The organism is Accumulibacter sp. (genome assembly GCF_016789985.1).
Classification (GTDB): Bacteria; Pseudomonadota; Gammaproteobacteria; order Burkholderiales; family Rhodocyclaceae; genus Accumulibacter.
This window is the reverse complement of sequence record NZ_JAEUOL010000279.1, coordinates 1-14,306: the sequence shown is the minus strand read 5'-3', so window position 1 is coordinate 14,306 and position 14,306 is coordinate 1. Positions and strand designations below refer to the sequence as shown.

The window sequence follows — 14,306 nt, the reverse complement described above, 5'->3', positions numbered from 1 at the left end:
GTAGCAGGAGAGCATTCCAACAAGCCGATCGTGATATCGATCCGTCAGCATCTGTGTCATGGCCGCCTCCGCTTACTCACTTTGGCTATGACAAAAACCTTGACCTGTTTGGTTCCGGCTTCGCCGGCTTAGGGCTATCTTTGGAGTGTAAAGACCAAATACGGACTGATTTTTAAGCAATGCAGCAACGGTGGCGAAAGTCCAATGTGCCGCGCGCAACATTGTCGGAACCCCTCGACTATTGAGCATTCTCGCAATAGACGGGGAGCCATTACCCGCTAATGCCAATCGGAAAATTTCTCGCACAACCTCCGCTTTATCTTCGAGGATGATCCAGCGTTTGCGGTCTTCTGATAGTTTTAGCCAAGCAGGCCCCACTCCAGTCAGTATCACGCCAGCTGCACGTCGCCCTTCCCATGCCTCGTGAACCCGATCTGATTTTCTGGCACTTTCCTCGTTGGCTCGACTCATACGAGCAATCGAAATAATCAGAGAAATACCGTGATCTTGCTTAATTCGCTACTTGGAATACTCCTGCCTGTCGTCCAGGGTAACGACAATAATTCCTTTTCTAACGATAGATAGAAGTAGCTCAAGTGCATCACCTACGTCAGCACGAGATATCCGATCAAGGCTTTCGACGAGAAGACAAGAGCCCTTCGGAATTTTCCCTTTTTCAACAGCAAGGAGAAACTTTCCGAAGCTTCCCTTGGTGACATTTGTTTTATCCCAGGCGGAAATACCAAGGTCTCTATAGCTACGTGTATCGAGAGTCAAGTTGTGCTGCGCAGCATACTCAACAGCCTTTTTTTCTTGACGCCGAACCGAGTCCCCCATCTCCTGCTGTGGGCTGGAGAACCGAATGTAGCTAAAAGCTTTTGTCATTTCATGGACTTAGCCTGTAAGTTACATTCATTATAAACTATCAATCTGGCACTCGATATCGTCTGGCGTTTCAACGACCTGCCCGGCGACTTCTACCGTGACTGGCTGGGTGTCGCCCGGGAAGAGACCCACCATTTCCGTCTGCTGTGCCGACACCTGCAGACCCTGGGCTTCGCCTATGGCGACTTTCCTGCCCACAACGGCCTGTGGGAAATGGCCGAGAAAACGAGTCAAGACCTCCTGGCACGCCTTGCGCTCGTGCCACGGACACTCGAAGCACGCGGTCTTGACGCGGCACCACTGATTCGCGACAAGTTGTGGCGCGTCGGCGACCTGCCGGGCGCGGCCTTGCTCGAGGTCATCCTGCGCGACGAAATCGGTCATGTCGCGATTGGCAACCGCTGGTACCCCTGGCTCTGCGCACAACGCGGACTGGACCCCGTGGCGGCCCATGCCGAACTTGCCCGACGCCATTGCGCCCCGCGCCTGCGTGGCCCGTTCAATATCGAAGCGCGGCGGGCAGCCGGCTTCGACGAACAGGAACTGGCTGCCCTGCAGACTGGCTGAGCGGCCGGCCGGATGGACTATTCCGCCGTGTTGACCAATAATCGACCCTCTGCCCGGCGCTCGTGTGCCGGATCATTTCTTCGCTGAGGTTCGTCATGCGCTACCAGGTTTTCATGGAAGAAGAGGAAGGCGCCGATGGTGCCGGGGATCTGGCCAATTTCGACAATCTGGACGGGGTGTGGAAATTCATCGGCAGCCACCTGCCAACCGGCGTATACAGCGATCGCCGCCTGGTCTGGGTGAAGGATCGGGAAGCCGACGGCAATGTTTCCTTCTCGGTGACCAACGACCTCTGGGCCGAGCATTGCGAAACACCGCTTGCCTTCGCGCGCTGCTTCAAGATGTTTCTCGACTTCAAACACCCCTAGCGCAGTCCGGGACTGCCGGTGAGCCGATGAAGGCGACCAGCCGCATGCTGCGCTCGACGCGTTGAGCGCGCCCCGCCCTTCCGGAAGTCTGGCGGCACTGCTGACGACCCTGGTCGCCCTCGGTCCGCTGTCCACCGACCTCTACCTGCCGGCACTGCCAACCCTTGCCAGGGTATTTGCCAGCGACGCAGCCGGCGTACAACTGACCTTGTCGGTATTTCTCGCCGGCTTTGCCTGCGGGCAGATCGTCTATGGTCCGCTGTCTGATCGCTTCGGGAGGCGACCTGCCCTGCTCGGCGGCTTGGTGCTCTACTGCATCGGCTCACTGGGCTGCGTCCTTGCCCCCAGCATCGAACTGCTGATTGCCGCGCGCTTCGTGCAGGCGCTCGGCGCCTGCGCCGGTCCGGTCATCGGGCGCGCGATCGTTCGCGACCTTTGGGGCGCCAGCGAATCTGCCCGCATCATCGCTTACATGGGAGGCGCGATGGCGATTGCGCCGCTGTTCGGGCCAACCCTCGGTGGCTTCCTCACCGTTCTTTTCGGCTGGCAGTCCAATTTCGTGCTCCTGCTGCTGCTCGGAGCGGGACAACTCGTCGTCGTGGCGCGCACCCTGGGCGAAAGCAATCTGCTGTGTAATCCGGGGGCGACCCATCCGCACCAGATGGGGGTCAATTTTGCCCGTTTGCTGACCGACCGCCACTATCTGGGCTATCTGCTCACCTTCTCTTTCTCCTACAGTGCGCTGTTCGCGTTCATCTCCGCATCGTCCTTCGTGCTGGCCGACCGTTACGCGCTGACACCACAGGTCTATGGAATGTGTTTCGGCATCGTCGTTGCCGGCTACCTGCTCGGCTCACTGGCCTCCGGCCGCCTGGTGAGGCGTCTGGGCAGTGACCATCTGCTGACCCACGGTGCGTGGCTGGGGGCCATCGCCGGACTGGCCATGCTGACGCTGGAACTGTCGGGAGTTCACCACCTCGCCGCCATCCTCGGACCGATGTTCTTCTGTACCGTGGCCACCGGGCTGGTGATGCCGAACGCCATTGCCCGGGCGCTGGCTCCCTACCCGGCGATGGCCGGATCGGCATCGGCCCTCATGGGTTTCGTCCAGATGGCGATCGCTGCTCTGGTCGGAATTGTCGTCGGGCACGCGCTTTCCGGCGGTGGCTCGGCCCTTGCGATAGCGGTGGCGACCTGCACGGGGCTCGCCCCCCTGGCCCACCTGATCCTGATCGGACGCCGCCGCCGATAAGAACGCTACCACCCTGCGCGACAGGCGGTTTCGGCTTAACATAGGAGCTCGGATCAAGCAGTCGCAGCAAAGCGGCAGTGCGAGCGATCCGCAAACCTTCCCCCAACCACTTGCCGATCGCGGGGTACGCCTTGCTCGCCAGAGAAACCACGCCCAGCGCCATCGTGCGCTATCTCGATCAGTATGTCATTGGCCAGGATGAAGCCAAGAAGGTCCTGGCCGTGGCGGTCTACTCGCATTACCGCAAGATCGCCACCTTGCGGAACGAGCAAGGGTTGATCGGCAAGAGCAACGTGCTGTTGGTCGGACCGTCGGGAACCGGCAAGACCCTGCTCTGCGACACCTTGTCGAGAATGTTGAACGTCCCGTTCGTGACGGCCGATGCAACCTCGCTGGCACAGACCAAATACGTCAACGAAGAGATCGAGGCCGCCCTCCAGCGCTTGCTGGACAAGGCCGACGGCGACGTCGCAAATGCCCAGCACGGGATCATCTTCATTGACGAGATCGACAAACTGAAGGCAACGAACGCCCAGTCGGGGACCAGTTCGGGCGAGAGCGTGCAGCACGCGCTGCTCAAGATCATGGAAGGTTCGCCGGTCAAGCTCACGGGCAACCAGTACATCGATACCGGCAACATCCTGTTCATCTGCGGCGGCGCCTTCGTCGGCCTCGAGAACATCATGGCAAAAACCCATGGTTTCGGCTTCATCGCGACGTCCGCCGACGACAACCAGAACATACTCGACCGCCTCAACAAGCGGGTGAAGCCCACCGATCTCTTCGAGTTCGGGCTGATTCCCGAATTCACGGGGCGCCTACCGGTGATCGCCAAGCTGCACGACCTGAGCAAACCCATGCTGGTCAGCATCATGAGCGTGGCGAAGAACTCGATCTATCACCAATACATCGAGATCTTCCGCGGTGAAGGGGTGGAACTCAACATTGGCCGACGCGTTTTCGAACAGATTGCCGAGATCGCCATGGAGTACAAGACGGGCGCCCGCAGCCTGCGTGGCATCTTCGAGGAACTGATCACGCCGATTCTCTACCTGATCCCGGACAATCCCGAGATCTGCAAGGTTGAAATCGACTCCCTCTTCGAAGACGCACGTTTCTTCAAGCGCAAGCCGGCATGCAATGGACACGGCGACTGCCCGCCGTAGGGAGGCGACCCTCGCCACCCCGACCCTGAGAATCCTCGCCCTTTGCGTCCTCGCTTATCTGCTCGCCTGCACCGGAATCGCCATGTTTCAGAATCATCTGCTCTACTTCCCGCAGCGCGCCAGTGTTGGCGAAATGACCGCGGGCGGCCTTTCACCGTGGCCAAGCGGACAGGAGTTGCGTGGCCTGCTGGCCGAACCACCGCTGCCGGCACGCGCCACGGCCATCGTTTTTCACGGCAATGCGGGCCACGCGGGACACCGCCAGTTCTACGTCGACGCGCTTGCCCCGCTCGGCCTGCGCGTCATCCTAGCCGAGTATCCGGCTTACGGGCCGCGCACAGGCGAACTCGGCGAATCGAGCCTGGTGACCGATGCCGAACGGACGATCGCCCTGGCGCATTCCCGTTACGGCGGGCCACTGCTGATCATTGGCGAATCGCTCGGCGCCGGGGTGGCAGCAGCCGCCTCGGTGGGTCAACGCGAGGCAATCGCCGGCCTGCTGTTGCTCACTCCCTGGGACCGGCTAGCCAACGTTGCCAGCCACCACTACCCCTTGCTACCCGTGAAATGGCTGCTGCGCGACCGCTACGACAGCACCCGCCACCTGGCCACCCTGGGCAAGCCCGTGCTGGTGGCCATCGCCAGCGAAGATCGCATCGTTCCCGCCCACTTCGGACGCGCCCTCTACGATGAACTCCCGGCCCCCAAGCGCCTCTCGGTGATCGCCGGTGCCGACCACAACGACTGGTTCGACCGGATCGACGACACCTGGTGGCGGCAGGCGATCGACTTCCTGCTCGGCGGACCGGCTGACTGATCAAACGTACAGGCTGGGGCAGCCGGTCAGGGCCGCTTGCGCGCCGCCATCCGCTCGTGCAGTGTCTGCCCCGCCGGCTTCAGCGGGGTACGGCTGACCGTCCAGCCCGACTGCATGGGTGGTGTCAACGCCCGGAAGCGCGTCGCCAGCCAGCCGAACGCGCGGTAGAGCGCCGGACGGGTATACAGTGCCGCCCAGCCCGCCCAGATGGCATCGATCACCCTGCTCTTCGCCGCGCCCTGGCCAAGCATGGGGAAATGTCCCGGCCGTTCGTCGTGCTGCGCCTCACCACGCAACCGGATCAGCAGATCGGGAATCGGAATGCGGACCGGACAAACCTCGCCGCAGGCACCACACAGGCTGGACGCGGTCGGCAGAACATGCGTCGCGGCCAGCCCCAGCATGTGCGGCGAGATGATCTCGCCGATCGGACCCGGGTAGGTCGTACCATAGGCATGGCCGCCGATGCGGGTATACACCGGGCAATGGTTCATGCAGGCACCGCAGCGGATGCACTGCAGGGTCGACCGCAACTGCTCGTCGCTGTACGCCTGGGTGCGGCCGTTGTCGACCAGAACCAGATGCATTTCACGCGGCCCGTCCTTTTCGCCCGGCCTGCGCGGACCGCTGATCATGTTGAAATAGGTGGTGATCGCCTGACCGGTGGCCGAGCGCGTCAGCAAACCGAAGAGTGGGGGCACGTGCTCGAGCTTCTCGACCACCTTCTCGATCCCGGTGATCGCGATGTGCACATCCGGCACCGTGGTGCACATGCGGCCATTGCCCTCGTTCTCGACCAGGCACAGTGTGCCGGTCTCCGCGACGGCGAAATTGACACCCGAGAGACCGATGTCGGCGCTCATGAACTTCTCGCGCAACACGGCACGGCCGATGCCGATCAGCTCATCGACCGACTCGGTGTAACCGGCGCCCGGAACCCTCTCGGCGAACAGGCGGGCAATCTCCTGTTTGGTCTTGTGGATTGCCGGCATGATGATGTGCGAGGGCTTCTCGCCGTCGAGCTGGACGATGTACTCGCCCATATCGCTCTCCAGCGCCTCCATGCCGGCATCCGCCATCGCATGATTGAGCTCGATCTCTTCGCTGACCATCGACTTGCCCTTGACCATCAAGCGGGTCGAGTGGCGACGGGCGATGTCGATGATGATGCGGTTGGCCTGCTCCGGGTCTGCCGCCCAATGCACCTGGATGCCATTCTCGGTCAGCTTGCGTTCGAGCTGCTCGAGCAAGTCCGGCAGCCGGGCCAGGCTGTACTTTCGGATGTGTTCGGCCAGCGCCCGCTGCTGTTCGAGCGCCACCGGATCGGGAAATTGCGCCGCCCGTTTACCGATCAGGAAATCCATCGCGCCGCGAAAACTGTGGCGCAGGTGCTCGTCGGCCACGGCCGCCGCCGCGCGCTCCTTGAACTCGCTGGCCGGAACGAACCTGAGTGCCTGTGTATTCATGCCAGCTCCTCTTCGTCGACCAGCAGCAGGACGATCAACTCCTTCGGGCCATGCGCGCCATAGGCCAGGGTGACCTGGATGTCGGCCGTCTTCGACGGTCCCGAAACGAGTAGCGCATTGGTCGGCATGCCGGCGCTCCACCCCTGCTCGCTCATCGCCGTGAACAGGTTATCGTAGATCTGCCTGGCATCGAGCAGCGCGAAATGGATCGGCGGCACCAGCGACAGCAGGCGCGGCTCGCTGGCGTCCGGCCAGATGATCAGCGTACCGGTCTCGGCAATGCCGCCGCGTGTCGAGGTCAGGCCTGCTTCGATGTTCTGGAAAAGCTCCGCCTTCCACTCTTCGAGCGGCCGGTCGTAAGTCTTCAGGCCTTCGATGCCGGCACCACGCAGCGCCACCGCATGTCGCTCGCCGCAGAGCAGCGAGCGCACGCCCTTCGCCAGGCAAAGCTCGCGCAGCTTCTCCGGCCAGCTATCATGCGTCACGCGGACGACTTCGCCATGCCAGAAGGCCATCTTCTCGCAGAACAGTGTGCGGCGCGCGGCAGGCGTGCTGGCCGGCATGCCTGCTGCCAGGGCAGCATGGAAGGCGGACACATCGGGCAGCAGCGGCGCCTTGCCCCGGGGTGCTGCACGCAGGCGTTGCAGGATGTCGTCACGATCGCTCATCGCCGCCCTCCTTGGCCGCCCGTGCGCTGCCAGAGGAAAGAAGCCAGATGCTGACCCTGCAACGATTCGCCCCGCTTCTGCAGCGTATGGTTCAGGTTGAGCATGCAACCGCAGTCGGCCGACAGGAAGGTCTCGGCACCGGTTTCCTTGAGCGCTTCCACCTTGTCTCCGGCCATTGCCGAAGAGATCGCCGGGTGCTTGAGCGAGAAGGTTCCGCCAAAGCCGCAGCATTCGGATTCGTGCCCGTGCATCGCCACCTCAACCGCCGGCAACTGGTCGAGCAGTGCCCGGGCATGCACCTGCGTGCCCATTTCGCGCCGCGCCGCGCACGACGTATGCAAGGCGACGCGGGCGGGTGGCCCCTGGTCGGAGAAGCGGACACGGGCAACCTCGAGGAGAAACTCGGAGAGTTCGAAAACTCGTTCGGCAAGCGCCTGCGCTTCAGCCAGCAACGCCGGGTCATCGGCGAATACTTTCGGGTAATGATGACGCATCATTCCGGCGCAGGACCCGGAGGGAACGACCACCGGCCATGGTTCCGGGAAAAGGCGCAGTTGCGCGAGCGCCACGGCCCGCGTCTGATCGGGAAAGCCACTGCTGTGCGCCGGCTGCCCACAACAGGTCTGGTCGGGTGGAAAATCAACCTCGATCCCTTCGCGCTCGAGCAGACGGACGGCGTCCATACCGGCCTCCGGACAGAACAGATCGATCAGACAGGTCCCAAAAAGATAAACCCGGGCCGGCTTGGCTGGGTATCGGCGGCCGCCTGTGTCGTCCATGGCACACTCCTGATGTCTCGGTCAAAGAAAAAAGTGGTAAGACCACTTTTGACTACGATACGGCCGTCCGAAAACTTTGTCAATCGGCTCCACCTTCGATCTTGCCAAGCCCTACGGCTGCGCCAACCACTCCGGCGAGTCCGGCTGCCCGCAACAGCCAACTGGTAAGACCACCGCTTTCCTGCAATAATCCACCACCTCCTGCGCCCCTCGAAAAAAAGCATGACCTACAGCAAGCTGAATCTGCCACGCATCCCGGACGCCATCGCACATCAGCTTGAGACGCGGATCATCGAGGGCTCATTGAAACCCGGCGACCGACTGCCCGCGGAACGCGAACTGGCGCTTGAACTTGGCGTTTCGCGCCCGTCACTGCGCGAAGCGATCAAGCAGCTCGTGTCGCGCCAACTGCTGGTCAGTCGCCACGGCGGCGGTACCTACGTCACTGACCGGCTTGCCACAAGCTTCAGTGATCCGTGGCAACAGTTGATCGATCAACACCCGTTTCTTCAGGACGACATGCTGGAATTCCGCCATCTGCTCGAAGCGTCAGCCGCCGAACTCGCCGCACAGCGGGCGACAGAGGCCGACCTGCAACGTCTCGAGCAGGCTTATACGCGGCTGGACCTGGCCTACCAGGGTGAGGATCGCAGTATCCAGGTCGCCGCCGAGGTGGCTTTCCATCTGACCATCGCCGAATCGGCGCACAACGCCCTCTTCGGTCATCTGATGTCCAGCCTCCTGCGCCTGTTGCACGAACATGTACGGCGCAGCCTGCGCGACCTGTCGGTCAGCCCGGAAAGTGGCCAGCAACTGATGCGCCAGCACCAGGCGATCCGCGACGCAATAGTCAACCGCCAGGCCGACGCCGCGCGGCTCGCTGCGCAAACACACATCAACTATGTCCGGCAGCGGATCAGCGAAGCCAGCCGATCCGAGAAAAGGCAGCAGCGGTCCCTGCGCCACCTGAGCTGATCAACCGCCAAGGCCCTCGCCAGGCCGCATTAAACCTTGACCCGCATCAGGCGCGCCTTCTCGCGCACCCAGTCGCGCTCCTTCTCCGCCTCGCGCTTGTCGTATTGCTTCTTGCCCTTGGCGAGGCCGATCTCCACCTTGATGCGGCCGCGCTGGAAATGCAGATCGAGCGGCAACAAAGTGTAGCCGGCGCGTTCAACCTGACCGATCAGCTTGCCGATCTGCCTGCTCTGCAGCAGCAACTTGCGGGTGCGCAGTGCGTCCGGCTTGACATGCGACGACGCCTCGACGAGTGGCGTGATGTGCATGCCGAAGAGAAAGACCTCGCCGTCGCGGACCACGACATACGACTCCTTGATGCTCGCCCGGCCGGCACGGATGGCCTTCACCTCCCAGCCTTCGAGAGCGATCCCGGCTTCGAGCTTCTCTTCTATGAAGTAATCATGAAAAGCCTTCTTGTTGGCGACAATGCTCATGGAACCATTTCTCGGGTAATCGGGGTTCGGGAGTGCTAAAATCCACGATTCTACAGGATTCACGGGATATGGCAGACGATGGCCATGGTCAAGAAATCGGTGCTGATCGAACGTTCATCGCAGCAGATGTTCGATCTGGTCGACCGCGTCGAGGACTATCCGCAATTCCTGCCGTGGTGCAGCCACACCCACTGCGAATATCGCGACGAGCGGAAAACCGTCGCCACCCTGCACATCAACTATCGCAGCGTCAAATCGCACTTCACCACAGCCAACGACAAGGAGTCGCCGCTGTGGATGAAAATCACCCTGGTCGATGGCCCGTTTCGCCGGCTTGACGGCTTGTGGCGCTTCAAACCACTCAGCGCCGATGCCTGCAAGATCGAATTCCAGCTCTCCTACGAGTTCTCCAGCCGGATGTTCGAAAAGGCGATCGGCCCCGTCTTCAGCCAGATTGCCAACACCTTTGTCGAGGCCTTCGTAAAACGCGCCAACGAAGTGCATGGAGCAGCCAATGCCTGAACCGCTGACCATAGAGGTGATCTACGCGCTACCGACCAAGCAGCAACTGATCAGCCTGAAGCTGCCCCCGGGCAGCACGGTGCGGCAGGCAATCGACGCTTCCGGGCTGCTGCTGAAGCATCCCGAGATCGACCTGAGCAAGAACAGGATCGGTGTTTTCGCCAAACTCACCAAGCCGGACGCCCTGCTGCGCGATCACGACCGGGTGGAAATCTACCGGCCGCTGATCGCCGACCCGAAGGAAGTGCGCAAGCAGCGGGCTGCCGCCGGCAAGGTGATGAAAAAAGGCGCCGGCGACAATGAGGCCGAGTAGGCGGCGCGCTCAGCGGCAATCGTTCTTTATCTCCTCGCGCCTGCGCGCGATCTGTTCCGCCCGCTGCTTGTCGTCCGGATAGAAGGCTTCCCCCTTGCTGTCACGCAGCACGACCCTTTCTCCATTCTCCAGAGCCCGCAGCGTGTTGCGCGCAGAGTCGCAGTTCTGCCGTCTCTTCGTGCTCTCGCGCGCTTCCTGGTCAGCTTTCTCGGCGGCTTCGCGCGACTCCTTCTGCCGCTTGCGAAACTCCATCTCACGATCGGCCAGCGTCTTGCCGGACGCTGTGGCCGGCGGCGCGGCCGCCTCGATCTTGCGCTGCGGTCGCACCGTGCCCGGCGGCGGCCGGTCGGAGATCACCGTCTTGTTGTTTTCGTCCTGCCACTGGTAAATCTGTGCCTGTGCCGCGATGACGGCAGACAAGGTGGCGGCCGCGAGGATAAAGCGTTTCATGCGGATTCAGCCTCAGGAGAGCACGCTGTATAATACGTTTTTGTGACCCCGGATCAAAGGCCATGCGTGTAATCCAAAGGGCGCTGACGTTCGACGACGTCCTCCTGCTTCCCGCTCACTCATCGATCATGCCGCGCGATGTCACGCTCAGGACGCGCCTGACCCGCAACATCAGCCTCAACCTGCCGCTGGTCTCCGCCGCGATGGACACGGTTACCGAGAGTCGCCTGGCGATCGCCCTGGCGCAGGAAGGCGGTATCGGGATCGTACACAAGAACCTCAACCCCAAGGCACAGGCATCCGAAGTCGCCAAGGTGAAGCGTTTCGAATCGGGCATCCTCAAGGATCCGATCACCGTCCCGCCGAGCATGTCGGTGCGTGACGTCCTGGCCCTGACCCGCCTGCACAAGATCTCCGGCGTGCCGGTGGTCGACGGTCAGGTCGTGGTCGGCATCGTGACCAACCGCGACCTGCGCTTCGAGACGCGACTCGACCAACCGGTGCGCAATATCATGACACCGCGTGATCGCCTGGTGACGGTGCATGAGGGAGCGACCGTCGAAGAAGGCAAGGCGCTGATCCACAAACACCGCCTCGAGCGCGTCCTGGTCGTCAACGACGCCTTCGAACTGCGCGGCCTGATCACCGTCAAGGACATCATCAAGACCACCGAACACCCGCACGCCAGCAAGGATGCGGCTGGCCGCCTGCGTGTCGGAGCCGCCCTCGGGGTCGGCCCGGGCACCGAGGAACGTGCCGAACTGCTGGCCGAAGCCGGAGTGGACGTGCTGGTCGTGGACACCGCGCACGGGCATTCACAAGGCGTGCTCGACCGCGTCCTCTGGGTCAAGAGGACTTTTCCGGCGGTCGAGGTGATCGGCGGCAACATCGCCACCGCCGATGCTGCGCGCGCCATGCTCGACCATGGAGCGGACGGCGTCCAGGTAGGAATCGGTCCCGGGTCGATCTGCACGACACGCATCGTGGCGGGGGTCGGCGTACCTCAGATCACCGCCATCCAGATGGTGCATGAAGTCCTCGACGGCAGCGACGTGCCGATGATCGCCGACGGCGGCATACGCTATTCCGGCGACATCTCGAAAGCGATCGCCGCGGGTGGCGACGCGGTCATGCTCGGCGGACTTTTCGCCGGTACCGAGGAGGCACCCGGCGAGGTCGAACTTTTCCAGGGTCGTTCGTACAAATCCTACCGCGGCATGGGCTCGATCGGTGCCATGGCCGCCGGTGCGGCAGACCGTTATTTCCAGGACACGGCCAACCTCGACAAGCTGGTGCCGGAAGGTATCGAAGGCCGCGTCCCGTACAAGGGTTCGGTGCTGGCCGTCATCCATCAGTTGATGGGCGGACTGCGCTCCTCGATGGGCTACCTGGGCTGCCGCACGATCGCCGAAATGCATGAAAAGGCGAGATTCGTCGAGATCACCTCGGCGGGCGTCCGCGAATCGCACGTACACGATGTCCAGATCACCAAGGAAGCTCCGAATTACCACGTCGATTGAACAGCGATCGACGACCAGCGGGCGGCGGCGAGCCGCCCTTGTCATTTGAGGCACCAGCATGTCCCACCAGAAAATCCTGATCCTCGACTTCGGCTCGCAGGTCGCACAACTGATTGCTCGCCGGGTACGCGAGCAGCAGGTCTACTGCGAGCTTCATCCCTACGATGTTGCCGAGCCGTTCATTCGCGACTTTGCACCGCAGGGAATCATTCTCTCCGGTGGCCCGAATTCGGTCTATGCAGTGGAAGACTTCAAGGCGCCGGAAGTGGTCTTCCAGCTCGGCGTGCCCGTACTCGGCATCTGCTACGGCATGCAGACCATGGCCACGCAGTTGGGCGGCTGCGTTGAAAGCGCGCCACGGCGTGAATTCGGCTATGCCGAAATGCGCGCTCATGGCCACTCCACCTTGCTCGAGGGGATCGAGGATCGGCGCAATGCACAGGGCCATGGACTGCTCGACGTGTGGATGAGCCATGGTGACAAGGTCACCACATTGCCACCCGGCTTCAGCGTGATCGGCAGCAACGAGTCGACACCGATCGCGGCGATGGCCGACGAGGCACGCCGGTTCTACGCCGTGCAATTTCATCCGGAAGTCACGCACACCCTCAAGGGAAAGGAGATCATCGGGCGCTTCGTGCGCGAGATCTGCGGCTGCGGCCACGACTGGAACATGCCGGACTACGTCGCCGAGGCCGTGGACAGGATTCGTTCGCAGGTGGGCACCGACGAGGTCATCCTCGGCCTCTCGGGCGGCGTCGATTCGTCGGTCGCCGCCGCGCTGATTCACCGCGCCATCGGCGACCGGCTGACCTGCGTTTTCGTCGACAACGGTCTGCTGCGGCTCAACGAAGCGGCACAGGTCATGCAGACCTTCGCCCGCAATCTCGGTGTGCGCGTCGTGCATGTCGACGCGGCAGCACAGTTCATGAGCCACCTGCAGGGAGTCTGCGACCCGGAAGAGAAGCGCAAGATTATCGGCCGCGAGTTTGTCGAGGTTTTCCAGGGAGAGGCAGCCCGCCTCAGCAAGGCCAGATGGCTGGCGCAAGGCACGATCTACCCGGATGTGATCGAATCCGCCGACGCCAAGACCAAGAAGGCACACACGATCAAGAGTCACCACAACGTTGGCGGTCTGCCCGAGAAACTCAACCTCAAGTTGCTCGAACCGCTGCGCGAGCTGTTCAAGGATGAGGTGCGCGAACTTGGCATCGCGCTTGGCCTGCCGCATGACATGGTCTACCGCCATCCCTTCCCGGGACCCGGCCTGGGTGTGCGCATTCTCGGCGAAGTGCGACCCGAGTTCGCCGACCTGCTGCGCCGGGCCGACGCCATCTTCATCGACGAGCTGCACGCCGCCGGCTGGTACGCCAAGATCAGCCAGGCCTTCGCCGTCTTCCTGCCGGTCCGCTCGGTCGGTGTCATGGGTGACGGCAGGACCTACGAATACGTCGTCGCGCTGCGCGCCGTGGAAACCCAGGACTTCATGACCGCGCACTGGACCGAACTGCCGCACAGCCTGCTCGGCAAAGTCTCCAACCGGATCATCAACGAAGTGCGGGGGATCAACCGGGTGGTCTACGATATCTCTGGCAAGCCTCCGGCGACGATCGAGTGGGAATAGCCGCAGGTTCGGCAACCTCAGGCAATGACTGGCTAGGCCATCGTCTTAACATCATGATTTGGCTTGTTTTATAGACCGGATTCTGGCAACGACTGGCAGCACCCGGCAGCTTCGAGCAAGTCCTATTGATGGCATACTTGATGGTATCTGATTTCCACTGTACCATCGATCTTATGAAATACCATCGCCTTTATTGAGGTGCAATGATGGTATTATATTTTGCAACTCATTGATTCGTAGATGCAAAATCTCATCAAAATAGGATTTTGCAGTGATGGTATCAAGTCTGGGTGAAGGAAATGCTGACCGACACGAAACTACGGAGTCTCAAGCCTGCCCCCAAGGCGTACAAGGTTGCTGACCGCGACGGGCTCTACGTCACTGTCCTGACCACCGGAACGGTTTCATTCCGTTACAACTACCGGATCAACAACCGCCAGGAGACATTGGTAATCGGC

General features: G+C 61.9%; 17 protein-coding genes and 1 pseudogene. 11 read left to right on the top strand and 7 right to left on the bottom strand.

Translation table 11 applies throughout. The annotated features are described in order from the left end of the window. Positions 1–72: 72 nt before the first annotated feature. Both JNK99_RS17725 and JNK99_RS16065 read right to left on the bottom strand, forming a co-directional pair. Positions 73–471, bottom strand: a complete 399-nt coding sequence (locus JNK99_RS17725; RefSeq protein WP_366518775.1) for a recombinase family protein — start codon at positions 469–471, stop codon at positions 73–75. 48 nt (positions 472–519) lie between these two features. Next, the gene (locus tag JNK99_RS16065; protein WP_291854967.1) at positions 520–885 is read right to left on the bottom strand and encodes a recombinase family protein; all 366 of its coding nucleotides are present in this window, start codon (positions 883–885) and stop codon (positions 520–522) included. Positions 886–924: 39 nt separating this feature from the next. Here JNK99_RS16065 and JNK99_RS16060 point away from each other — a divergent pair. The 5 genes and pseudogenes from JNK99_RS16060 to JNK99_RS16040 form a co-directional block, all read left to right on the top strand. Beyond that, a pseudogene (locus tag JNK99_RS16060) lies at positions 925–1,452 on the top strand (ferritin-like domain-containing protein); the annotation flags it as partial. A 95-nt stretch (positions 1,453–1,547) separates the two neighbouring features. After that, positions 1,548–1,820 (top strand): hypothetical protein, encoded by a 273-nt coding sequence (locus tag JNK99_RS16055; protein WP_291854964.1) that lies wholly within the window; start codon positions 1,548–1,550, stop codon positions 1,818–1,820. Between the two features lie 61 nt (positions 1,821–1,881). Then, positions 1,882–3,072, top strand: coding sequence for a multidrug effflux MFS transporter (locus JNK99_RS16050; protein ID WP_291854962.1), 1,191 nt, complete (start codon positions 1,882–1,884; stop codon positions 3,070–3,072). Between the two features lie 77 nt (positions 3,073–3,149). Next, on the top strand, positions 3,150–4,238 hold the full coding sequence (locus tag JNK99_RS16045) for an AAA family ATPase (protein WP_291854959.1): 1,089 nt from the start codon (positions 3,150–3,152) through the stop codon (positions 4,236–4,238). An 82-nt stretch (positions 4,239–4,320) separates the two neighbouring features. After that, the gene (locus tag JNK99_RS16040; RefSeq protein WP_291854971.1) at positions 4,321–5,055 is read left to right on the top strand and encodes an alpha/beta hydrolase; all 735 of its coding nucleotides are present in this window, start codon (positions 4,321–4,323) and stop codon (positions 5,053–5,055) included. Positions 5,056–5,081: 26 nt separating this feature from the next. Here JNK99_RS16040 and JNK99_RS16035 read toward each other — a convergent pair whose 3' ends face one another. From JNK99_RS16035 to JNK99_RS16025, 3 genes are read right to left on the bottom strand one after another with little or no spacing between them, the layout of a single operon-like run. Further along, complete coding sequence (locus JNK99_RS16035) at positions 5,082–6,521, bottom strand: LutB/LldF family L-lactate oxidation iron-sulfur protein (RefSeq protein WP_291854956.1); 1,440 nt, start codon at positions 6,519–6,521, stop codon at positions 5,082–5,084. Further along, positions 6,518–7,189 (bottom strand): lactate utilization protein, encoded by a 672-nt coding sequence (locus JNK99_RS16030; protein ID WP_291854953.1) that lies wholly within the window; start codon positions 7,187–7,189, stop codon positions 6,518–6,520. The genes JNK99_RS16035 and JNK99_RS16030 overlap by 4 nt, the downstream gene beginning before the upstream one ends. Further along, positions 7,186–7,968 (bottom strand): (Fe-S)-binding protein, encoded by a 783-nt coding sequence (locus tag JNK99_RS16025; protein WP_034916839.1) that lies wholly within the window; start codon positions 7,966–7,968, stop codon positions 7,186–7,188. Before JNK99_RS16025 ends, JNK99_RS16030 begins: the two co-directional genes overlap by 4 nt. Before the next feature lie 222 nt (positions 7,969–8,190). On the opposite strand from JNK99_RS16025, the gene JNK99_RS16020 reads away from it, so the two are divergent. Beyond that, positions 8,191–8,943, top strand: a complete 753-nt coding sequence (locus JNK99_RS16020) for an FCD domain-containing protein (protein ID WP_034916837.1) — start codon at positions 8,191–8,193, stop codon at positions 8,941–8,943. Between the two features lie 29 nt (positions 8,944–8,972). On the opposite strand, the gene smpB is transcribed toward JNK99_RS16020, so the two are convergent. Continuing rightward, positions 8,973–9,419, bottom strand: a complete 447-nt coding sequence (smpB, locus tag JNK99_RS16015; RefSeq protein WP_291854939.1) for an SsrA-binding protein SmpB — start codon at positions 9,417–9,419, stop codon at positions 8,973–8,975. Between the two features lie 78 nt (positions 9,420–9,497). Between smpB and JNK99_RS16010 the strand changes: the two genes are divergently transcribed. Then, on the top strand, positions 9,498–9,941 hold the full coding sequence (locus tag JNK99_RS16010) for a type II toxin-antitoxin system RatA family toxin (protein ID WP_291854936.1): 444 nt from the start codon (positions 9,498–9,500) through the stop codon (positions 9,939–9,941). Next, positions 9,934–10,254: an RnfH family protein gene (locus tag JNK99_RS16005; protein ID WP_291854933.1), complete on the top strand. Its 321-nt coding sequence runs from the start codon at positions 9,934–9,936 to the stop codon at positions 10,252–10,254. Before JNK99_RS16010 ends, JNK99_RS16005 begins: the two co-directional genes overlap by 8 nt. Positions 10,255–10,263: 9 nt before the next feature. On the opposite strand, the gene JNK99_RS16000 is transcribed toward JNK99_RS16005, so the two are convergent. After that, positions 10,264–10,704 carry a DUF4124 domain-containing protein gene (locus JNK99_RS16000; protein WP_291854929.1) on the bottom strand — a complete coding sequence of 147 codons (441 nt, stop codon included), beginning with the start codon at positions 10,702–10,704 and terminating at the stop codon, positions 10,264–10,266. Positions 10,705–10,766: 62 nt separating this feature from the next. Here JNK99_RS16000 and guaB point away from each other — a divergent pair, with 62 nt between their 5' ends. The 3 genes from guaB to JNK99_RS15985 form a co-directional block, all read left to right on the top strand. Continuing rightward, the gene (guaB, locus tag JNK99_RS15995) at positions 10,767–12,224 is read left to right on the top strand and encodes an IMP dehydrogenase (RefSeq protein WP_291854927.1); all 1,458 of its coding nucleotides are present in this window, start codon (positions 10,767–10,769) and stop codon (positions 12,222–12,224) included. A gap of 58 nt (positions 12,225–12,282) precedes the next feature. Continuing rightward, on the top strand, positions 12,283–13,848 hold the full coding sequence (gene guaA / locus JNK99_RS15990) for a glutamine-hydrolyzing GMP synthase (RefSeq protein WP_291854924.1): 1,566 nt from the start codon (positions 12,283–12,285) through the stop codon (positions 13,846–13,848). Positions 13,849–14,147: 299 nt separating this feature from the next. Continuing rightward, positions 14,148–14,306: Arm DNA-binding domain-containing protein (locus JNK99_RS15985; RefSeq protein ID WP_291854968.1), on the top strand; the 159-nt coding region annotated here is incomplete at its 3' end.

Bases quoted from the DNA above. Each gene is read 5' to 3' on its own strand.
- guaA (WP_291854924.1), top strand. From the start codon at position 12,283: ATGTCCCACCAGAAAATCCTGATCCTCGACTTCGGCTCGCAGGTCGCA.
- JNK99_RS16035 (WP_291854956.1), bottom strand. From the start codon at position 6,521: ATGAATACACAGGCACTCAGGTTCGTTCCGGCCAGCGAGTTCAAGGAG.
- JNK99_RS16010 (WP_291854936.1), top strand. From the start codon at position 9,498: ATGGCCATGGTCAAGAAATCGGTGCTGATCGAACGTTCATCGCAGCAG.
- JNK99_RS17725 (WP_366518775.1), bottom strand. From the start codon at position 471: ATGAGTCGAGCCAACGAGGAAAGTGCCAGAAAATCAGATCGGGTTCAC.
- JNK99_RS16005 (WP_291854933.1), top strand. From the start codon at position 9,934: ATGCCTGAACCGCTGACCATAGAGGTGATCTACGCGCTACCGACCAAG.
- smpB (WP_291854939.1), bottom strand. From the start codon at position 9,419: ATGAGCATTGTCGCCAACAAGAAGGCTTTTCATGATTACTTCATAGAA.
- JNK99_RS16025 (WP_034916839.1), bottom strand. From the start codon at position 7,968: ATGGACGACACAGGCGGCCGCCGATACCCAGCCAAGCCGGCCCGGGTT.
- JNK99_RS16040 (WP_291854971.1), top strand. From the start codon at position 4,321: ATGTTTCAGAATCATCTGCTCTACTTCCCGCAGCGCGCCAGTGTTGGC.
- JNK99_RS16000 (WP_291854929.1), bottom strand. From the start codon at position 10,704: ATGAAACGCTTTATCCTCGCGGCCGCCACCTTGTCTGCCGTCATCGCG.
- JNK99_RS16055 (WP_291854964.1), top strand. From the start codon at position 1,548: ATGCGCTACCAGGTTTTCATGGAAGAAGAGGAAGGCGCCGATGGTGCC.
- JNK99_RS16020 (WP_034916837.1), top strand. From the start codon at position 8,191: ATGACCTACAGCAAGCTGAATCTGCCACGCATCCCGGACGCCATCGCA.
- JNK99_RS16065 (WP_291854967.1), bottom strand. From the start codon at position 885: ATGACAAAAGCTTTTAGCTACATTCGGTTCTCCAGCCCACAGCAGGAG.
- JNK99_RS16030 (WP_291854953.1), bottom strand. From the start codon at position 7,189: ATGAGCGATCGTGACGACATCCTGCAACGCCTGCGTGCAGCACCCCGG.
- guaB (WP_291854927.1), top strand. From the start codon at position 10,767: ATGCGTGTAATCCAAAGGGCGCTGACGTTCGACGACGTCCTCCTGCTT.